Genomic DNA, 20,681 nt, shown 5'->3' on the forward strand with positions numbered 1-20,681 from the left:
GCCCGACGGGGCGCGCATGGCCAAGGCAAAGAATATCCTGTTCATCATGTTCGACCAGCTGCGGTGGGATTACCTCAGCTGCTACGGCCATCCGCATCTGCACACGCCGAACATCGACAGGCTCGCCAGCAAGGGCGTCCGGTTCACCCGGTCCTACATCCAGTCGCCAATCTGCGGCTCGTCCCGGATGAGCACCTATACCGGCCGCTACGTGCATTCGCACGGCGCGACCTGGAACGGCGTGCCGCTCAAGATCGGCGAGATCACGATGGGCGACCACCTGCGCAAGCAGGGGATGGACTGCGTGCTGGTCGGCAAGACCCACATGCGCGCCGATGTCGAGGGGATGATGCGCCTTGGCGTCTCGCCCGACAGCATCATCGGCGCCCGTGTCTCGGAATGCGGGTTCGACGTGTTCGAGCGCGACGACGGGATGCTGCCCGAGGGGCCGGACGGCTCCTACGACCCGGACGGCGCCAAGGAATACAACAAGTACCTGCGCGCCAAGGGCTACGAGAGCGACAACCCCTGGCACGACTTCGCCAACTCGGGCCTCGACGCCGATGGCAACGTGCTTTCGGGCTGGTTCCTCAAGAACTCGCGCGAGGCGGCGAACATCGCCGAAGAGGACAGCGAAACGCCCTATATGACTGGCCGCGGGATGGCCTTCATGGAGCAGGCCGAGGGGCCCTGGTGCTGTCACCTGTCCTACATCAAGCCGCACTGGCCCTATATCGTGCCCGAACCCTATGCGTCGATGTACGGCCCCGAGCACGTGCTGCCGGTGGTCCGGTCGGACAGCGAAAAGCAGAACCCGCACCCGGTCTATCGCATGTTCATGGACAACAAGGTGGGCGAGGCGTTCAGCCGCGACGAGGTGCGCGCGGCGGTGATCCCGGCCTACATGGGCCTGATCAAGCAATGCGACGACCAGATGGGGCGCTTGTTCGATTGGCTCGAGGAAACGGGGCGGATGGAGGACACGATGATCGTGCTGACGTCCGACCACGGGGATTTCCTGGGCGATCACTGGATGGGGGAAAAGACCTTCTTCCACGATACGGCGACCAAGGTGCCGCTGATCATCTACGACCCTTCGCCCGAGGCGGACGCGACCCGCGGCACGGTCTGCGACGCGCTGGTCGAGGCGATCGACCTTGCGCCGACATTCGTCGAGGTGTCGGGGGCCGAGCCCGCCTACCACATCCTCGAAGGGGAAAGCCTGCGCCCGATCCTGCACGGAGAGGCCACCGAGACGACACGCGACTACGTGATCTGCGAATACGATTTCTCGGCCACGCCGATCGCGCATTTCAACGACGTGCCGGTCAAGGATGCCGCCTGTTTCATGGTGGCCGACAAGCGCTGGAAGCTGATCCATTTCGAGGGCGGCCACCGCCCCATGCTGTTCGACCTGGAAACCGACCCGCAGGAGCTGACGGACCTGGGCGACAGCGACGACCATGCCGAGGTGATCGACCGGATGTACGACCGGCTCTTTGCCTGGACCCGCCGCCAGTCGCAGCGCACGACCAAGTCCGTACAGGATCTTGTCGATATGCGCACCAAGACCGGCCGCCGCGGCATCGTGCTGGGCGTCTATGACGAAACCGAGGCCCCGCTGGACCAGACGGTGTGCTACCGTGACCGCAAGGCCGCGAACATGAAATCGGGGCCGGCGGGCTGACCGCCACCCCGTCGCCGGGTCAGGAGGAGGCCCGGCGGCACGAGACATAAAGGGAGGAGACACATGAAACACCTGACCAGGACTTTTGCCGGTGCCTGCCTGGCGGCGACGCTTGTCGCCGGCAGCGCCACCGCCCAGGCCAACCTGACCGCCGAGACCTCGAGCCCCGGCAATTCCCCGCACGTGAGCATCATCCACCTGGCCGAGGCCGCCTCGACCGCCGGTGTGGCGGCGCTGCAGGTGCAGGAAGGCCAGACGCTGACCAACTCGGCGCAGAACGTGGCCGAGGGGCGGACGGACATTTCGGCCATGCCGCTGCTGCTGGGGTTCCTGATGTCCAAGGGACGCGGGCCCTACGCCGCGCTGGGCGAGGAAAAGGGTGCCGCGCTGGCCGGGAACCTGCGCGCGCTGGTGCCCTACAATGCCGGGGCCTACGGGCTGATGGCGCTGGAAAGCGAAGGCATCACCAGCTGGGACGACCTGCGTGGCAAGAACGTCTGGAACGGCCCGCCGCGCGGCGCCGCGCTGGTCAACGCGCGGCAGGCGATCTTTCTGGCCGCCGGCCTGAAGGACGGTGAGGATTACACCGGCCACCAGGACAACTGGGGCCAACTGGCCGGGCGACTCGTCGACGGGTCCATGGATGCCTTCGTCGTTCCGCTGACCTTCCCCTCGGACCGCGTCACGACCATGCAGGCCGCTGGCGATGTTGCCATCGTCTCGACCCCCAAGGACACCTTTGAATCCGAGGCCTTCCGCAAGGTGTTCAACGCGCCGGGCAACGTGCCGATCGAACTGGACTGGTCGGAAGCGGGCTATTCCGGCGACGGGGTGCGCCTGATCTCGGACGACACCCTGTTCCGCGGCATCGGCACCGCCTTTGCCGACGTGGTCAACAAGGACATGGACTTCGATCTCGCCAAGGCGCTGGTCGCCACCTACATCGAGACGATCCCGCAGCTCAAGGAACGCACGCCCTACATGAAGAACGTCAATGTCGGGGTTCTCGACCCGGCGGCCTCGGGCTTCTGCGGGGCCAATCCGCTCAAGTACCACCCCGGCGCCGTCGCCGCCTGGGAAGAGGCCGGCTACACCGTGCCCGACTGCGCCAAGGAGTGACCCCCGGCGACTTGGCCGCCGTCCTTGCCCCGGGCGCACCCCGCGTCGCCCGGGCATTCCACCCCTGACCCTGCGTCGACGACCCCGGGAGGGGAGACCATGTCCTCCGAGCTTCTTCGGCCCCCGAGCCTGTTCAACCGGATTTCGCTGATGCTGGGCTTTGTCCTTGTCACCATCGGCCTCTTGAACACCATGCCGTCGATCCCCGGGCTTGACGCCGCGGCCGAGGGGCTGCTGGGCGACGGGGTCAAGATCCGGCGCTTTACCTTCGAATACCTGGCGCCGCTATGCTTCGTGCTGATGATGTCCGTCGTCGCGATGGACCAGTCGATGGCGCGGATGTTCCGGGACCAGGGCAAGGCGCGCCATGCCTTCGGCCTTTTCATGGACATCGCGCTGGTGGTCATGGCGGTCGTCATGGCGGCGGCGTATCTCATCGAGATCGACAGCGTCTGCCTGATCGACCAGATCACCGGCGAACGGGCGGCGCTGATCGCCCAGGCCCTGCAGGACGAGATCGCCTTTGCCGAATCCATGGGCCTGCCGCCGCCGTCCACGGTGGATGACCCGGCCTGCATCACCACGCTGGGGATGGGGATCTTCCCGCTGATGGCGGTCTCGATCGCGGTGTTCCTGGGCTACAACGTGCGGGTCTGGGGCTTTCCGCTGGTCGCCGTAGCGATCCTGATCGCCGCCTATACCCTGGCGACCGTCTACATCTGGTATGTCTTCGGCGCGGACGACATCAACAAGTACCTCGTGACCAAGCTGGGCGGAGAGCCGCGCCAGTTGCTCGACGGGCGCCCCAACGTGCGCGACATCCTGACGAACAATGCGCAGGGGCTGCTTGGCCGGTTCATGGCCATCCTGATGAGCACGGTGTTCCCCTACATCGTGCTTGGCTCGCTGTTCGGCGTCTCGGCCGGAGGGCGGTCGCTGATCAAGCTCGCCTTCCTTTGGACGCGGCGCCTGCGCGGCGGGCCGGCCCATGCGGCCATCGTCAGCTCGGCCATGTTCGGCACGATCTCGGGCGGGCCGGTGGTCAACGTGCTGTCCACCGGGGTGCTGACCATCCCGATGATGCTGAAACGCAACTTCAGCGCCCGGTTCGCTGGCGGGATCGAGGCGGCGGCGAGTTCCGGCGGGCAGATCATGCCGCCGGTGATGGGCGTCGCGGCCTTCGTGCTGTCGGCCATGACCGTCGTGCCCTACCGCGAGGTCATCATCGCCGCCACCCTGCCGGCGGCGGCGTATTTCGGCTGCCTCTTCCTCACGGTGGTCTTCCAGGCCCGCAAGCAGGGGATCGAGGCGGTCGGCGATGTCACCGACGACATGCGCCTGACACGCGAGGACAAACTGCACTTGGTGATGATCTTCCTGCCGATCCTGCTGATCCTCGTCCTGCTGCTGACCCCGAAAGAGGCGGTGGGCTGCGGCCCGCTGGCCGGGCTCTGGGGCGTCACGCAGATCATCACCGAGGGCAATTGCCGGGCCGAGAACCTGCCCTGGCTGCTCGAGCTGATCCAGAACTCGGCCGGCGACGCGGGTTCGGCCGGGTGGTGGGCGACGGCGCTGCTGGCGGTGCTGTTCTTCCTCGACCGCGAGATCCGGCGGAAACCCGGCATGATCATCGCCGCGCTGGCCGATGCGGGCCTGCTGGTGTCGCGCCTGTACCTGATGTTCCTGGCCGTGTCCGTCATCGACTTCTGCCTGAATTTCACCGGGCTTTCCAACTACATCGCCGTCGATATCGTCGGCTGGCTGCGCCATTCCGGTATGGATGCCGGGTCGAGCCCGCTGTTCATGTTCGTGGCGCTGCTGGCGACCATGGCGATGGCGATCCTGCTGGGCATGGGGATGCCGACGGTGCCCGCCTATATCAACGTGGCGCTCTTGATGGGGCCGATGCTGGTCAGCCTCGGCATCGCGACCTTCACCGCGCATATGTTCGTCTTCTACTTTGCTGTCGCCTCGGCGATCACGCCGCCGGTGGCAGTGGCGGCCTTTGCCGCGGCCTCGATCACCAAGGCCGACCCGATGCAGACCGGCTTTGCCGCCGTGCGGGCGGGGATCGTGATGTTCCTCATCCCGTTCATCTTTGCCTTCTACCCCGAGCTTCTGCTGATCGAGGCCGCCCAGCTGAACCCCGCCGGCGGGGGCGAGCCCTACTTGCCCGGCCTTGACGGGCGGGTGCATCCGCTGCTGCTGGCGGGCCTCGTGCTGCGGCTGGGCTTTGCGCTCTACCTGGTGGCCAGCGTGCTGGCCCGGTTCGAGACGCGGCGCATGGGCGGGGCCGAGATGGTGCTGCGGCTGGCGTTGGCGGTGCTGGTGATGATGAAGTCGCCCTGGCTCTTCGGCATCGGGCTTGTCGCGGGCGCGGCGCTGCTGGTCTGGCACCGCCGCAGTCCCGGCGGCGGGTCCGCGGCGCGCGCCCCGGCCTGAGCGCGGGCGGAGGAATCCCGCCTTTTCGGCGGGATTGTTTCGCCCCGCAGGGGGGATCGCGGGGGTTGCCGCAGGGGATTGTTTCCATCCCGCACACGGCCGAGTCGCGCTGCCGGCGGCGGATCGGCCTCCGCGCCGTGCAACTGCCGGTTTGGCCACATTTGTGCCAAATTCTTGTTGCTTTCCCGCACACTGCGAAAAGCCCTTGCGGGCAAGGCCACTGGCCGCCTTCGGCAGGGACAAAGCCCAAGGTTGTGCCCGCCGCGCGCGCGCCCGGCTGACCCGCGCTTCATGACTTCGGTCCGGTTTGGCCCAAGTCTTGCCCCTATTAACCAATAAACATTGTTAACCAAGTTGGATGTCGAGCCCTTCGCCCATGGCGAATTCGGTTCGGTCTTTCGCCGGAAATGTGTGTGGTTTGGTGCGACGTCAGCCGGGGCGTCGAAATTCTGAAGAGAGGCTCTCATGTCGCAAGGCAAGATCAGGCGGATGCACCGCGAGGGGTTCGAAGAGCTCAACCAGTACTGGGAAAGCCTCGACGCGCTGGAAGGCGCGGTCGAGTCGTTTGCCGAGGACGCGCTGAGTTTCGTCGATGAACCGATCGAGCGGGTGCTTGACCGGATCCGCTCCTTCGAGCCCTCGGTCAGCATCATCGGCCAGATCAAGGCGGGCAAGAGCACGCTGCTGAACGCGCTGGTCGGCGAAACCGACCTGCTGCCCTCGGACGTGAACCCCTGGACCTCGGTCATCACCGGTCTGCACCTGAACAGCCGCCACCGCCCGATGGACACCCGGGCGCTGTTCCGCTTTTTCGACAGCCACGAATGGGACCGCCTCGTCGCGACCGGCGGCCGCCTGGGCGAGATGGCCTCGCGCGCGGGGTTCGAGACCGAGGCGGACGAGGTCCGCGCCCAGGTCAGCGAGATGCGCGAGACGACCGAGGCGCGGCTGGGCGACCAGTTCGACGAGCTGCTGGGCAAAAGCCATGCCTTCCCCGATCTCGACCGGGAAACGATCAACCGCTACATCTGCTACGGCGATCCGTCCGAACTGGCGGGTGGCGCGCAGGAAGGCGTCTATGCCGACCTGACCAAGTCCGCCGATCTCTACCTCGACAACGACGACCTGCCGCGCGGCCTGCTGCTGCGCGACACGCCCGGCGTCAACGACACCTTCATGATGCGCGAACAGATCACGCTGAACGCGATCAGCGACAGCCGCGTCTGCGTGGTCGTGCTGTCGGCGCACCAGGCGCTGTCCACGATGGACGTGGCCCTGCTGCGCATCATCTGCGCCGTCGAGGCGCGCGAGGTGCTGATCTTTGTCAACCGCATCGACGAACTGCCCGACCCTGAGGGCGAGCAGGTGCGCATCCGCTCCTCGATCCAGCGGACGCTGGCGCGGCTGGGCCTGAACCAGGACATCGAGATCCTCTTCGGCAGCGGCTACTGGGCCAACTTTGCCCTGTCGGGCAAGGGGACCATGTCGCGTCGCAGCCAGCAATCGCTTGCGACCATGTTCGAAGGCGAGGATCTGTCGGATATCGACGCCCTGCGCGAGGCGGCCCTGCAGGCCTCGGGCGTGCCCGCCCTGCACCGCGCCATTGCCCGGCGCGTGGTCGAGGGGGTCGGCGCGGCCTTCCTGTCGGATCTCGAGCGCGAGATCGAGACCATCATCGAGATGAGCGAGACGGTCGAGAACGCGACCGAGGTGCTGCGCGACGGCAAGGGCGTGACCCTGACCCGGCCCGACCTCATGCTGCGCGTCGGCGACGTGCTGCAGCAGGTGACCAGCCAGTTCGACCAGGGCGCGGACGAATTGCGCGCCAGCCTGCGCGAACGGCTCGAGCGCAGCCAGGCGACCTACGTGACCTCGGCCGTGGAATCCCTGCAGGCCCATATCGCGATGTACGGCGAGACCGGCAGCTGGGACAACGACCCGATGAGCCTGCGGATGGCGATGAAGACCGCCTTCAACTCGGCCTGCAGCAAGCTGCGGCGCGAGGGCGAGGCGGGGTTCATGACCGTGCTCGACCAGATCCAGGACATCCTGCAGAACGACCTTGGCGTGTTCCGCGACGGCGACAAGATCGAGTTCCCCGAGCAGCCCGTGCACCAGGCGCCGACCGTGCTGGCGCGGACGCTGTCGCTCGACCTCGATGGCGGCTGGTGGCAAAAGATCTGGTCCGTCGCCGGCTCGCGCCGGCTGATGCGGATTGGCGCCGCCAAGAAGGTCGAAAAGAAGTACCGCACGATGATCATCGACGAGACCACGCCGCTGATCGACGACCTGATCACGCAGTTCTACGACCCGGCGGTGGACGCGACCCGCGACATCATCACGACCTTCGCGCTTGACCAGGGCAAGTTTTGCGAGGCGATGCTGGAACGCATCAGCCGCAGCGTCGAAGAGATCGAGGCCGAGTCGCGCTTTGGGGTCGACGACGATGACGCCGCGCTGATCCGGAGGATTTCCGCATGAAACGCAGCAGATGGAGCCGCCCCTCCGCCCAGCAGCAGCCCGCCGGTGGCGGAGAGCCGCGCAAGCCGCGCATTCTCGTGGCCGGTGAGTTCAGCGCCGGCAAGACCCGGCTGATCAACGGCCTCGCCGAGGCGCCCGTGCTGCCCTCGAACGTGACCGCGACCGCGCTGCCGCCGATCTGGCTGGTGGGCGAGGCGCGGGGCCTTGCGCGGGTCGATCACGCCGGCCGGCTGGAGGGCCTGTCGGGCCTGGGCGAGATCAACATCGACAGGACCAGCTATTGCTTCATGGGCCATTCGGCCTCGATCCTCGAGGATCTCGATATCATCGACACGCCCGGCAACTCGGACCCGAACATGGCGGCCGTGACCTGGCAGCGCATGCTTGACTATGCCGACGCGGTGGTCTGGTGCACCAATGGCACCCAGGCCTGGCGGCAAAGCGAAAAGGCCGTGTGGCAGGCGATGCCGCAGCGGCTGCGCAACAACGCCATGCTGATCATCACCCATGCCGACCTGATGCCCGACCAGGCCAATGCCGGGCGCGTGCTGCAACGGGTCGAGCGCGAGGCCGCGGCCTATTTCGACACCTTCCTGATGGCGTCGCTGCTGGACCCCGAGGACCTGGACGGCATCCGCGACCACATCCGCCACATCGCGTCGCGGCTCGAGCCCCTGACCGGCGCCCACAACACCCTGATGGCCGATTTCCTGGCTGGCAAGGCCGCCGTTGCCGGCCAGGCGCCGGCCCGGCCCGAGGCCGAGCGGCAGAGCAGTGCCGCGCGCGCGATGCAGATCATCCGGCCGCGCCGCGTCAAGCGCGCGGTCGAGGAAGAGCCGATCGACGATTTCAAGGTCGTGCAACTGGCCCGCGCCGCGGCCCGCGCCAACGAGACGGGCATGGCCCGCGCCCAGTGGGAAGGCCTATCGCGCGGGCTCGACACCTCGGACCCCGAGGCGATCCTGGCCGCGGTCGAGCGGCTGATCACCTTGATCGACAGCGGTCCCAAGGAAACGCCGGGGGGCGTCGATGGATATTCCGGCAAGGCACGCGGCGGAAGGGCCGTGGGTGCCGATGGCAGCGAGTGAGGGAAGTCATGAAGATTGCACCCGCCCAACGGCAGGAACTCGATTTCCTTCGCGACACGCTGGACAACCTTGAAAAGGCGGCCGGCCGTGACAAGCGCGACATCTTCCGTGGCCTGCGCAGGCGGCTGGACGGCTGGGCCGCCAAGGTCGCCGTCATCGGCCAGGTCAAGGCCGGCAAGTCGACCTTTCTCAACGCCTTCCTCTACAACCACGACTTTCTGCCCTCGGACGTGAACCCCTGGACCTCGGTCGTCACGAACATCCGCATCAACCTGCCGCAGGACCCGATCTCGGGCGGCAGCTTCGAGTTCTTCGCCGAGAGGGACTGGGATGAGATCGTGTCGGGCGAATCGAAGATCCGCAAGCTGACCGAACAGCTGCTGCCGGGCTTTGACACCAAGCTGCTGCGCAAGCAGAGCGAGGAGATGCGCATCCGCGCCGAGGAACGCCTGGGCAAGAGCTTCAAGGACCTTCTGGGCACGGCACATGATTACGACTTCGTCACCTCGGACCTGCTCAAGGCCTATGTCTGCGCCGGCCCCGGCATGAACGGCGGCAAGGTCACCGATGCGACCGGGCAGTATTCGGCCCTGACCAAGGTGGCCCATGTCTACACCCGCCTGCCGGAATTCCAGGTGCCGACGATCATCACCGATACACCCGGCGTGAACGATCCCTTCCTCGTGCGCGACGAATTCACCTGCCGCAGCCTCGACAAGTCGGACGTGTTCATCGTGGTCCTGTCGGCGCACCAGCCGCTGACCGACGTGGACATCGCGCTGATCCGCATCCTGGCCAAGCAGGACAACAAGGACGTGATGATCTTCGTCAACCGGATCGACGAGCTGGACGACTACGACACCGACGTGCCGCGCGTGCTGGACGATGTGTCGCGCCGGCTGAAAGGGGCGATCCCCGACATCGATTTCAGCATCGTGGCCGGGTCCGGCTACATGGCCGACCTGACCCTGCAGGATGGCGAAGAGGCCGAGGAACAGCGCGCCGCTCTGGATGACGCCCGCCTCGCCCGCTATCTCAAGTCGCGCTACGGCCAGGTGCCCGAGGACCGCGACGACCGCCTTCTGCTGGCCTCGGGCATCGGCGCGATCAAGTCCGAGCTGTCCAAGGTGATCGACCGTGGCATCGGCTCGAGCCAGCTGGCCACGATCAAGGGCGACATCCGGGCCGAGCTCGAGGGCGTTCTGTTCGTCAACCGGCGCGCGCGCGACACGCTGCAGACCCAGGTGAGCCACATCAACGGCGACGTGGCGGCCATGGCGATTTCCGACCTCAAGGGCGAGATCGAGACGCTCAAGGCCCTGCACGCCAAGCTCGAAGAGCAGGCCGACAGCACCGAGGTCCAGATCGAGAAGGTCGTCGGCAAGGCCTGGTCGCGGCTGGAAAAGCGCCTGCTGGGCTGCATCGAGACCTTCGTGGACAACCAGAAGACCGCGTTCGAGAGCCACCTGTTCGCAAGCAAGGTGCGCGGCGGCGGGTCGGGCAAGTCCCTGACCATCGACCTGGCACCCCTGCAGCGCGCCATGGAACGCGAGGTCGAGACCGCCTGGACCGCCTCGCGCACTGGCAACGACGTGGTGCTGAACAACTGCCTGACGGCCTGCCGGCAGATCCTCAAGGACAGCTACGGCGACGATACCGCGGCGATCACGCTGGATGACCTGCCGCACCAGGACTTCGTGTCGACCCTGACGCTGGCGCAGCCGGCGCTCAAGGTGAACCTGATCGCCAACCGGTCCTGGGCGTTCTGGAAGAAAAAGACGTTCAACGTGGAAAAGACGCTCGAGGCGCTGCGGACCATCGCCGCCGAAGAGCTGCGGCCGCCGATCGAAAAGATCCTCGCGGCCTTCAACGAGGCCCAGATCGAACGGGCCACGGCCGGCAACGACCGCATCCACGTCATGCTGCGCATGTTCGAATCCTCGTTCAACCAGCGCATGCACGGGATGAAGAAGGAAATGATCGAATACGAGAAGGTCGCGAGCGATCCGGATTTCCGCCGCGTGATCGTGCAGCGGGTCCAAAGCCAGATGGAAGTGATCGAGCGACGCCTGATCAACCTCTCGGCCATCGAAAGCTCGCTCGCCCGATCCGACCTGGCAAAAGCGGCATAGGAGACGACTGATGTTGATCCAGCGCGAACCCGGCACTACCCGAATTGTCATCTGCGGCGAGGTTTCCTCGGGGAAATCGACCGTCCTGAACTGCCTGCTGCGCGAGCGGCTGCTGCCCGACAACCTGGGCGCTCCCGTCCGGCCCTATGTGGCGGCCCGCTGGGCACCCAGCCGCCGCGTGCAGTCGGCCTTTCCCGACGGCACCATCCTGACGCCCGAGTTCGGCGACCATGAGGCGCTGCGCGGCGCCGACCGGATATTGATCCACTCCAGCGCCCGGCACGTGAAGTCCTACGAGTTCCTCGAACTGCCGCTGACCACCGCGGACGAGCTGACGGACGATCACTTTGCCCTCGTGCGCTCGGCCGACGTGCTGATCTGGGTGACCATCGCCTCGCAGGCCTGGCGCCTGACCGAGCAGCGCATCCTCGACGAGCTCGAGACCGTGATCCCCGGCCGCACCATCCTGGCCATCTCGCGCGCGGACAAGCTGCGCACCAGGCGCGACTCCGAAAAGCTGATGGCCCGGATCGAGGCCGAGACGATGGACTATTTCGACGCCGCGCATTTCGTCCATGGCACCCGCGACCTGGTCGCCACGGCCGGCAAGTCGCGCCAGGCCTGGGAAGAGACCGGCGGCGCCGCCATCATGGACCGGATCGAAGAGCTGATGGCCCGTCCGTCGGCGCGCGGCATCGGCGAAGGCGACGACTTTTCTGACGCCACGAGCGTGATGGCAAATGGCCACAATTCGCCCACAGGCGTTACCAATATTCACCATGAATCGGGTCTAGGGTCCGAGGTTGACGTCGATTGCGTCTTCCGGTCCGTGCGCGCCGGCGAGGGGGCGTCCCCCCAGGCCGAATACCCGTCGTAAGGTCCGATCCGTCGCAGAGGCCGAGCAGCCCGAACCCGACGAGACATTGTGATGAATGATCGCCTCGGCTGGTCCGGCCGGGGCGCGAGGTATGCTGCGGTATGAAACCCGCCGCGGCGTGTGCGAGTACGGAGACACACATGAGAGATATCGCTTCCTCTATCGACTACGCTCGGGCCAGGGCCGCGGGTCCGGTGAACCGCAAGCTGCTGTCGCATGGGTCCGAGGCGATCCGCCCGTTCTTCCGGACGCTCGACACGCTGCGCGAGGATGTGCAGGCCCAGGTGCGCGGCGCCGATGCCAGCGTGCAGCGCAAGCTGAACCTGCTGCTGCGCAAGATCGACAGCTTCGAGGCGTCCGTGACGCTGATCGGCCAGGTCAAGGCCGGCAAGACCGCGCTGTCGAACGTGCTGAGCGGCGACATCGGCCTGCTGCCGTCGGACGTGAATCCCTGGACCTCGGTCGTGACCTCGATCCACATGAACGCCCGCAACGCCGATCCCAAGGTGCGGGCGGCGTTCGAGTTCTTTGCCGCGGACGAATGGGACAAGCTGGTCAAGGGCGGCGGACGCATGGGCGAACTGGCCGGCCGGGCCGGTGCCGAGGACGACCTTGCCAAGCTGCGCAGCCAGATCGACGAGCTGCGCGCGACCGCGCAGGCCCGGCTGGGCACCATGTACGAGGCGCTGCTGGGCAAGACTCACACGTTCGACCATGTCGATGCCGAGTTGATGGAGCGCTACGTCTGCCTGGGCGATCCCGAAGAGATCGCGGACAATCCCGACAGCCAGCAGGGCCGCTTTTCCGACCTGATCAAGTCGGCCGACATCTGGCTGGACGTGCCCGAGATCGGCGGCCCGCTTGTGCTGCGCGACACCCCCGGCGTCAACGACACCTTCATGGTGCGCGAACAGATCACCATCCGGGCGCTGCGCGGCTCAAAGGTCTGCGTCGTGGTGCTGTCGGCCCACGAGGCGCTGAACACCACCGACCTTGCGCTGGTGCGCCTGATCTCGAACTACGAGCACCGCCAGGTGGTCCTGTTCGTCAACCGTATCGACGAGCTGCCGCAGCCGGGCACCCAGGTGCCCGAGATCCTCGGCTCGATCCGCAGCACGCTCAAGCGCTACCCCTCGCTCAAGGACGTCGAAGTCGTCTTTGGCAGCGCCCGCTGGGCCGAGATGGCGCTGAGCGGCGATTATTCCATGCTGGACGAAGAGTCCGAGGCGGCGCTCAGGGACTGGGCCCGCAACGGCGGCGTCGCAGCGGACAAGGATCGCGACACCCATGTCTGGAACCTGTCCGGCGTGCCAGCGCTGTTGCGCGCTGTGGGCGAACGCATCGTGGACGGGTCCGGCGCCGCACACCTGGAGGGTATCCGAGTGGAGTTGCAGAACATCTCGAGCGAGATCGAGGCCAAGACTGCCATCGGCAGCAGCGCAGCGGCGGCCGAGCGGCTGGCCAGCGTCGACAGCACCGAGCTGCGGACCGAGCTGAACCGCATGGCGGCCCGGGCGCAGTCCGAGTTCGACCGCACCATCGGCGGGCTGCGCGAGGGCTTCGGCCCGGCGCTGGAGAAGATCAAGGCCGACTACGTGGGCCGCGCCCGCGAGGCCCTGGTCCAGCACCTTCAGTCCAAGCCGGGCGAAGAGACCTGGACCTTCAACTCCTCGGGCCTGCGCCTTGTGCTGCGGACGGAATACGACCGCTTTGCCGCCGACGCCAAGGCCGCCGCGACCAGGATCTACGGGGAACTGGCCGCCGGCTACACCGCGGTCTATGTCGACCGCCTGGGCATCGACATCGAGGGCTTCGAGATCGTGCCGCCAAGCGTGCCCAAGATCCCGCCGCCGGTGGGCCTGGGCAAGACCATCGCCGTCGATCTGGGCGACACCTGGTGGAAGCGCTGGTGGCAGCGCCGCCGCGGGCTGAAATCCCATGCCGAGGATTATGCCGCCCTGATCGAGGCCGAGATCGAGACGATCCTGTCCGACCTGCGCGACAACCAGCTGGACGTGGTCTTCACCGACATGCGCAAGACCCTCGACCGCTTCCAGGTCGAGCAGGCGCAGACCGTCATGGGCATCATCTTCGGCGCCGCGACCCTGCGCAAGCTGGCCAGCAACAACACCTTGGCCGCGGAAAGCTTCCGCACGCTCTACGAGACCGCCGTGAGCCGCAACGCCGCCGAGGCAGGGGCCCGCAAGTGACGCGCGACAGCATGACCGAACGCCCCGTGACCGCCGCCCAGTTCGACCGCCTGGCCAAGTGGAGCATGCGCAAGCCCGTCATGGCCCTGATGGGCGAATTCAGTTCGGGCAAGTCGACGCTGCTGAACCTGTTGATGGGCCAGGACATCCTGCCCACGCAGGTCACCGCGACCCGGATGCCGCCGGTCTGGCTGAGCCACGGCGACGCGGCACCCTACCGGATGGACCACGACGGCACCCGCCACAAGGTGAGCCTGTCGAACACCGGCGCGATCCCGATCACCAAGACCAGCTACATCCGTGTCTTCTGCAAGGCCGACATCCTCAAGCGTTGCGACCTGATCGACACGCCCGGCATCTCGGACCCGAACATCAAGACCTCGTACTGGCTGCGCACGATCCGCTATGCCAATGCCGTCATGTGGTGCACCCATGCCGGCCAGGCCTGGCGCGAAAGCGAACGCGGCGCCTGGGAGGATCTGCCAAAGCGGTTGCGCGAGACCTCGATCCTGCTGGTCACCCGCAAGGACAAGATCACCTCGGACCGCGACCTGCTCAAGATCAAGCGCCGGCTGGAACGCGAGACCGAGCACCTGTTCAACGCCCGCATGTTCGTGTCGCTGACCAACGCCTTCAAGGCGCGCGAGGCTGGCAATGTGCTGGCCTGGGAAGACAGCGGCGCGGCGGAATTCGCCGACATGCTCGAGCAGATCATCGAAGGCGTCTACGTGCGGCGGAGCGACCTGCTGTCGCGCTACGTGGTCGGTTCGGGTGACAAGGCGCTCCGCCCGATGGCAGCGCCCGATGCCGGCCCGGAGACCGGAGGCATCCTCGGCTTCGTCGGGCAGGACGCAGGTGAGGCTGCGGCGGAGGAGGTTGACGCCCCCATGCTCGGTACCATGGCGGATGACGTAGGTGCCCCTGCACCGGCAGTCGGGATCGCGGCAGAGCAGGCAGATGCACCCGAAGCCGCGCCCGAGGTCACGGTGGAGAAGGCGGGCGCTCCCACTCCCTTGGCGGAGGAGGCAGAACGCCCCGAACCCGCGCCGGACGCTGCGCCCGAGGCAAAGGCCGAGGCAGCTCCCGTGCCGATCCGCGGCACCTCCTTCGTGCCGGTTCGCGTCGCCGATCCGGCCAGGAAGCGCGCGGCCCAGGCCGAACCCGCGACCAAGGTCGGGCCGATCAGTACCACGCCCGCGCCGGTCGTGGCACATGACGATGCCGAGACGCCGGGCTTCCAGTCCGCGGGGGCCGATCTCGACATCCGCAGCCACCGGCTGGCCGATCCCTCGGGCCGCGCGGACTCTGCCAAGCCCCGCGTGGATCTCGCCAGCTACCGCCTGCGCGACCCGTCGCCAGGCCGCGTGGAAACCGATGACGACCGTACGGATGTGCGGCCGGAAAGCCACGCCGAACCCGCCATGGGTGACCGCGAAGTGGACAGGATCCGGGCGCTTTGGAACGACGTCCGCCAGCAGCACGACCTGTCGCAGGTGCCCTCGCTTGTCCGCGCCGTCGAAGACCTGATCGACGACCTCGGGCAGGACCGGGACCTGCGCCAGAAGAAGTCGGCATAGGCGACCGTGTCGCAGGGTCGCGGGACACAAGACATGTCCGCGCAGAGCCATGTTGCGGCATCGGCTGCGGCGCAAGGCAGCGCGCCCGGATGGGCACGCGCCGGCGTCTGACCCGCACGCGGTGGCCCAGGCCTCCGCAGCGCGGCTTGCCTGTCCGCCCGATGCCCGCGACATCGGCTGGATCAAGGCGCAATTCGTTGCCCCGGTACCGAACACGGTCTTGTCCGGCCCCCGGCACACCAGCGTCGAACTCCCGGCACATTCGAATGGTCAAGAGATACTGATCGTGGAATACGTGGCGGAGGGGCTGGGCATGTTGTCGGGAAACTGGATCAAGTTCGCGGGCCGCAAGTACATCGTCGGCGCCGGGGAGCCTGTGCTGGACGCGATGCTGCGCCAGGGCGCGCCGGTCAGGTTCTCGTGCCGCAAGGGCACCTGCCGGACCTGCATGTTGCAGGCCGAAAGCGGCGATCCGGGCCGCGAGGCGGTCGAGCGCCTGCCGCAGGAGTATCGCGAGATGGGGATGTTCCTGCCCTGCTGCGCCACCAGGGTGACCACGGTCGAGGCCAGGCTGCCCGACCTGACGCACCGCACCCACACAGCCATGGTCGCCGAGACGGTGACGCCCGCGCCGGGCATCGTGATCCTGCGGCTGGAACCCATGACCGAGCTCGACTGGCAGCCCGGCCAGGTCATCGGGTTGATGAACCCAGCTGGCGACCTGCGCCGCTATTCCATCGTCTCGACCAAGGCCGATGACTTCCTAGAGATCCACGTGCGGATCTACGAGGGCGGCGCGGTCAGCGGTTGGGTCGCGGGCCTGTCGGCGGGGGACAAGGTCACCTTCCAGGCGCCCATGGGCGATTTCACCTACCGCCGCCAGATGCTGGACCGCCCGCTGCTGCTGATCGGCACCGGCACCGGGGGCGGCGTGCTGACCGGCATCCTGCGCGCCGCGCTGGACGCGGGCCACGCGGGGCCGATCCACCTTTATCTCGGCGGCCGGACGGGCGATGACCTTTACCTTGACGATCACGTGCATCCGCTGCCCGGGGACCGTGTGACCGTGCTCCAGGCCGCCTCGCGCGAGGCTTACGGCTGCATTCCGGCGGCGCGGGTGGGCACGCTGGCCTTCGACTGGCATCGCGACCTCGGCGAGACCGAGGTGTTCCTGTGCGGCACGTCCGACATGATCGAAAGCGCCCGCATCCGCGCCCTGCAAAACGGTGCCGCGCTGGACCGCATCCATTCGGAGTCCTTCGATACGCCAAAGCCTTACGTCACTACAAATGCCGCCAGGCTCAAGGCGAAACGGCGCGACCAGGGCCTGTGGGAGGCGCTGGAGCATGGCGCGAAACTGACCGACATCCTGATCGATTTCTATACGCATGTGTATGCCGACCAGCAGCTCGCGCCCTGCTTTCACCGTGTCACGAAAAGCCGGGCGATCGAAAAGCAGTACACCTTCCTGCAGGACCTGTTTTCCGGCACCCGGCTCCATCTCTGTGAAGAACCGTTCAACGCGCCTCAGTGGATGGTCCTCACCGACGAGCTGTTCGATCACCTCGAAAAGATGTTCCTTGACGTGGTCCGTCGGCACGGGCTGGCCGAGCCGCTGATCCATCGGTGGGCCGCGTTGCACGAGACCTTCCGCCGCGATCTCGTCAAATCGGCCACGCGCGGCATCCTGCGCAACGGGGTCGAGGTCGACCTTGATGGCTTCAGCCAAGAGATCATGGAGATTGGATCGGTCTGCGACGGTTGCCATGCCGAGATCATGGCCGGCGAGGCGGTTCTCATGCACAACCGCACGGGCGAGGCGTTCTGCCAGACCTGCGAGGGACACCAGAAGGTCGAGGCGGCCTGACGGGCACACGGGAAATGGGCCATCGGTTTGAAGGACATGGCCGAGAGCAAATGCCCCTTCGGCTTTGGCGCCGGGGCGGGTCAAGGCGAGACGGCCGAGGTGCCGGTGGGTCAGAAGCCGGGCCAGCACATGGGCATGGCGCGCAGTCTCGCGCGCGACCGACTGCCCGAACTGCTGCGTGAACCGATGGCCCTAGGGCAGGAGGGTCTGCCCACGGGCCGTTGCATCTGCGGCAAGGTCAGTTTCCAGATCAAGCGGCCCGCCCAGATGGTCTTTGCCAACCACGACGCCACCTCGCGCCGCCGCTCGGGCGGGGTTGCGCTGACGCTGAGGGTGCGCGCGACCAACGCCGCGGTCTCGGGCCGGGGCAACCAGGTGCATTACCCGCTGGCCGCGATGGTCGCGGGCCCGCGCTGAAGGTCCGGGCAGGAAAACGGGCGGGTGATGCAGCCGCATCCCCGCCCGGTCTTCGTTTCGGATCAGCCGCTTACGACTGCTTGCGGTAGCTTTCGCGCGCGGCGCTGTGGATCGGCCAGGGCTGCACCTCGGCGCCGATCAGGATCTGACGGTGCTCTTCCACATGCGGCTTGGCGGTCCCGCCGTTCGCCTCGCCCCAGAGGATCTGCACCTTGGTGCCCGGCTCGGCCAGGTCCTCGCGCACCATGGCCAGCGTGATCCAGGCGCGTTCGTTGGCGGAATAGGACGGGTAGGTCGCAAGGCCCACCATCTCTCCGTCCAGCTGCACCTGATCGTAGGGATGCGCCGCGTAGTGACCCGTCGGCAGCTCCATCAGCTTCGGCCCGGGGAACGCCTCCATCATGCCGGCGAAGATCTTGAGCACATCGTCCTTGTCCCAGACCAGCGTCACCTTCTTGCGGTGCGGCCCCTCGGCCATCTTTTCCAGCGCGTCGCGGCCGATGAAGTCATGGTCGAACTTGACGACCCGCTGGTAGTCGAGGTCCCAGGGCGTGAGGTAGTAGTCGGCCACGTCGTCGGGCTGGAAGCTGCCACCCACCGTGGCCGTGGCTTCGAACCCGTTGGCGGGCAGCCATTCGCGGTAGCCCTTCATCGCGTCGCCCGAGTAGATCGCGGGCAGCGGGGAGGGGATCCAGCCCGATTCCATCGCCGCCGTCGAATAGGCCCGCGCGCCGCACTTGCGGATGTCGTACTTGGCGCCGGCTTCCATCAGCCGCTCCATCACCGCCGGGCCATCCTCGTAGGGGCCCCAGATCTCGAGCCCCTGCGCGCCGCCCATGCCGTGGCTCAGCGTGCGCGCCTGTTTCCCCGCGATGGTGATATAGCCCATGTTGAAGAACTTGGTGGTCAGCGGGCCGCCCTCGTTCACCTCGTTCAGGATGTCGAGGGCTTTGGGTCCCTGCACCTCGTAGCGGTAAAGCTTGCGCGGCTTGTCGGGGTTCTCCAGGCTGCGAATGTCGAACTCGGTCGTGACGTCGAAATCGCCGATCTCGGCCTGGTACGCGACCCAGTTGCAGACCGGCGGGCGGCCGATCAGCAGCGCCTCGTCATCCGCGAGGCCCAGACAGATCACGTCGCCGATGACATAGCCGTCGGGGTTCACGCAGACCAGCTGCTTGGCCTTGTCCTTGCCAAAGGTCGCAAAGCTGTTGACGCCGACGTAGCCCAGCAGCTTGTTCACGTCCTTGCCACGAATATAAAGGTCGGTCATGTGGTAGGACTGGTTCATCAGCACGGCGCCGTTGCGCCAGGCGCGGACCTCTTCCATCCAGTTGGTGTACTGGGGCGCGACCGGGAACTGGTAGGCGCCGGTCTGGGCGTTCTGCAGCATGTGCGACGGGTTGCCGTGGGCGCGGATCTTGTCCTCGAGGCTTTGGGCGGTCATGGAATCTCCTCCGGATTGCTTTGGCGCATGTTGTAGCGCGGGGGCGGGCGGGGTGCATATGCGCCCTTTGAATATGGCTCTCCGATCTGCTTATATCGCGCCATGCCCGATGCGCCCCCCGACCGACTGAGTGCCAAGCAGCTGCGCGTGATCCGCGCGCTGGCGGCCGCGCGCGGGATCTCTGACACCGCCGGACGGCTGAACATGTCGCAATCGGCGGCCTCGCGCGCGCTGAGCCAGGCCGAGGCCAGCCTGGGCGTGCCGCTGTTCCAGCGCGGCTGGTCCGGCACCGACCCCACCCCGCTGGGCGAGATCGTGGTCGCCGCCAGCCAGCGCATCCTCGACGACCTTTCGGCGGTCGAGGCGGCCGATCTGGGCGGCGCGGGCCGGCTGGCGGGCGTCATCCGCTGGCACCAGCTCGAGGCGGTCGCGGCGGTGACCCGCAGCGGTAGCGCCTCGGGTGCCGCGCAGGCGCTGGGCATCCGTCAGCCCGCCGTCAGCCAGGCGCTGCGCGACCTGTCGGCGCATGTGCCGCTGCCGCTGTTCGACCGGCGCCCCGCAGGGCTGGCGCCGACGCCCGCCGCCCATGCCCTTGCCGCGCTTTGGGACCGGATCGCGGCGGAACTGGGCGCCATCCCCCGCCTGATCGACGAGGCCGCGCGCGGCGTGGTCGGGCGCGTTGCGGTCGGCATGCTGCCCTTCTCGGGCCAGGACGACGTGCTGCGCACCTTCGGAGAGCTCACCCGCGATCACCCCCACGTGCGCCTCGTCGCCGTTCCGGGCAGCTACACGGCCCTCAGCGAGGCGCTGCAGCGGCGCGAGATCGATCTGATCATCGGGATCCTGCGCGGCCCCTCCCCGGTCGCCGGGTTCACCGAGACGCCGCTGTATCACGAGACGTTTTCCATCGTTGCCCGCCACGACCACCCCTGCCACGACGGCCCCATGACGATCGAGGCGATGGCCCGTCACCGCTGGCTGGTCGGTCCGCATGGCACGCCGCCCCGGCGATATTTCGACCGGGTGCTGCGCCGCGCCGGGGCGCCGCCCCCCGCGCAATCCTGCGAGATCCACGGCTTTGCCAATGCCGAGCAGATGTTGCTGGAAAGCGACCTGCTGGGCCTGCTGTGCTATGGCCCAGCGCAGATGGCCGGGCTCCGCGCCGGTCTGCGCCGCGTGGCCCTGGACCTGCCGGGCGCGCGGGTGCCCATCGGTGTGACCCGCCCCGCCGGAGAGGCCGCGCCCACCGCCGTCGCCACCTTCCTGTCGCGGCTGGAAAAACGCGTGTCGCCCCGGGTGCATTAAATCGCGCTTAAGACGCATGGCCTAACGTCGCCAGC

The 20,681-nt window shown here is 67.2% G+C and carries 13 protein-coding genes; 12 read left to right on the forward strand and 1 reads right to left on the reverse strand.

Going from position 1 to position 20,681, the window contains the following annotated elements:
* Nucleotides 1-16: 16 nt before the first annotated feature.
* The 11 genes from MF270_RS19470 to MF270_RS19520 all read left to right on the forward strand — a co-directional run bounded on the left by MF270_RS19470 (nucleotide 17) and on the right by MF270_RS19520 (nucleotide 17,897).
* Nucleotides 17-1,687, forward strand: a complete 1,671-nt coding sequence (locus MF270_RS19470) for a sulfatase-like hydrolase/transferase (RefSeq protein ID WP_238367450.1) — start codon at nucleotides 17-19, stop codon at nucleotides 1,685-1,687.
* 63 nt (nucleotides 1,688-1,750) lie between these two features.
* Nucleotides 1,751-2,806, forward strand: a complete 1,056-nt coding sequence (locus MF270_RS19475; RefSeq protein WP_238367451.1) for a TAXI family TRAP transporter solute-binding subunit — start codon at nucleotides 1,751-1,753, stop codon at nucleotides 2,804-2,806.
* Between the two features lie 99 nt (nucleotides 2,807-2,905).
* Complete coding sequence (locus MF270_RS19480; RefSeq protein ID WP_238367452.1) at nucleotides 2,906-5,248, forward strand: TRAP transporter permease; 2,343 nt, start codon at nucleotides 2,906-2,908, stop codon at nucleotides 5,246-5,248.
* Nucleotides 5,249-5,713: 465 nt separating this feature from the next.
* Entirely contained in the window at nucleotides 5,714-7,729 is a 2,016-nt protein-coding gene (locus MF270_RS19485) for a dynamin family protein (protein WP_238367453.1), read from the forward strand.
* Nucleotides 7,726-8,817, forward strand: a complete 1,092-nt coding sequence (locus MF270_RS19490; protein ID WP_238367454.1) for a P-loop NTPase family protein — start codon at nucleotides 7,726-7,728, stop codon at nucleotides 8,815-8,817. The genes MF270_RS19485 and MF270_RS19490 overlap by 4 nt, the downstream gene beginning before the upstream one ends.
* An 8-nt stretch (nucleotides 8,818-8,825) precedes the next feature.
* The gene (locus MF270_RS19495) at nucleotides 8,826-10,949 is read left to right on the forward strand and encodes a dynamin family protein (RefSeq protein ID WP_238367455.1); all 2,124 of its coding nucleotides are present in this window, start codon (nucleotides 8,826-8,828) and stop codon (nucleotides 10,947-10,949) included.
* 10 nt (nucleotides 10,950-10,959) lie between these two features.
* Nucleotides 10,960-11,826, forward strand: a complete 867-nt coding sequence (locus tag MF270_RS19500; RefSeq protein ID WP_238367456.1) for a dynamin family protein — start codon at nucleotides 10,960-10,962, stop codon at nucleotides 11,824-11,826.
* A gap of 140 nt (nucleotides 11,827-11,966) precedes the next feature.
* On the forward strand, nucleotides 11,967-14,036 hold the full coding sequence (locus MF270_RS19505; RefSeq protein ID WP_238367457.1) for a dynamin family protein: 2,070 nt from the start codon (nucleotides 11,967-11,969) through the stop codon (nucleotides 14,034-14,036).
* Nucleotides 14,033-15,613 (forward strand): dynamin family protein, encoded by a 1,581-nt coding sequence (locus tag MF270_RS19510; RefSeq protein ID WP_238367458.1) that lies wholly within the window; start codon nucleotides 14,033-14,035, stop codon nucleotides 15,611-15,613. The genes MF270_RS19505 and MF270_RS19510 overlap by 4 nt, the downstream gene beginning before the upstream one ends.
* A gap of 286 nt (nucleotides 15,614-15,899) precedes the next feature.
* Nucleotides 15,900-17,480: an FAD-binding oxidoreductase gene (locus MF270_RS19515; protein ID WP_238367459.1), complete on the forward strand. Its 1,581-nt coding sequence runs from the start codon at nucleotides 15,900-15,902 to the stop codon at nucleotides 17,478-17,480.
* A gap of 36 nt (nucleotides 17,481-17,516) precedes the next feature.
* Nucleotides 17,517-17,897: a hypothetical protein gene (locus MF270_RS19520; RefSeq protein ID WP_238367460.1), complete on the forward strand. Its 381-nt coding sequence runs from the start codon at nucleotides 17,517-17,519 to the stop codon at nucleotides 17,895-17,897.
* Nucleotides 17,898-17,967: 70 nt separating this feature from the next.
* On the opposite strand, the gene MF270_RS19525 is transcribed toward MF270_RS19520, so the two are convergent.
* On the reverse strand, nucleotides 17,968-19,341 hold the full coding sequence (locus MF270_RS19525) for an aminomethyl transferase family protein (protein ID WP_238367461.1): 1,374 nt from the start codon (nucleotides 19,339-19,341) through the stop codon (nucleotides 17,968-17,970).
* A gap of 102 nt (nucleotides 19,342-19,443) precedes the next feature.
* Between MF270_RS19525 and MF270_RS19530 the strand changes: the two genes are divergently transcribed.
* Entirely contained in the window at nucleotides 19,444-20,646 is a 1,203-nt protein-coding gene (locus MF270_RS19530; protein WP_238367462.1) for a LysR family transcriptional regulator, read from the forward strand.
* Nucleotides 20,647-20,681: the final 35 nt, after the last annotated feature.

Source organism: Mesobacterium pallidum (genome assembly GCF_019966535.1).
GTDB classification, from domain to species: domain Bacteria; phylum Pseudomonadota; class Alphaproteobacteria; order Rhodobacterales; family Rhodobacteraceae; genus Mesobacterium; species Mesobacterium pallidum.

Coding starts and splice junctions, on each gene's coding strand:
- MF270_RS19470 (WP_238367450.1), top strand. CDS start 17: ATGGCCAAGGCAAAGAATATCCTGTTCATCATGTTCGACCAGCTGCGG.
- MF270_RS19475 (WP_238367451.1), top strand. CDS start 1,751: ATGAAACACCTGACCAGGACTTTTGCCGGTGCCTGCCTGGCGGCGACG.
- MF270_RS19480 (WP_238367452.1), top strand. CDS start 2,906: ATGTCCTCCGAGCTTCTTCGGCCCCCGAGCCTGTTCAACCGGATTTCG.
- MF270_RS19485 (WP_238367453.1), top strand. CDS start 5,714: ATGTCGCAAGGCAAGATCAGGCGGATGCACCGCGAGGGGTTCGAAGAG.
- MF270_RS19490 (WP_238367454.1), top strand. CDS start 7,726: ATGAAACGCAGCAGATGGAGCCGCCCCTCCGCCCAGCAGCAGCCCGCC.
- MF270_RS19495 (WP_238367455.1), top strand. CDS start 8,826: ATGAAGATTGCACCCGCCCAACGGCAGGAACTCGATTTCCTTCGCGAC.
- MF270_RS19500 (WP_238367456.1), top strand. CDS start 10,960: ATGTTGATCCAGCGCGAACCCGGCACTACCCGAATTGTCATCTGCGGC.
- MF270_RS19505 (WP_238367457.1), top strand. CDS start 11,967: ATGAGAGATATCGCTTCCTCTATCGACTACGCTCGGGCCAGGGCCGCG.
- MF270_RS19520 (WP_238367460.1), top strand. CDS start 17,517: ATGGCCGAGAGCAAATGCCCCTTCGGCTTTGGCGCCGGGGCGGGTCAA.
- MF270_RS19525 (WP_238367461.1), bottom strand. CDS start 19,341: ATGACCGCCCAAAGCCTCGAGGACAAGATCCGCGCCCACGGCAACCCG.
- MF270_RS19530 (WP_238367462.1), top strand. CDS start 19,444: ATGCCCGATGCGCCCCCCGACCGACTGAGTGCCAAGCAGCTGCGCGTG.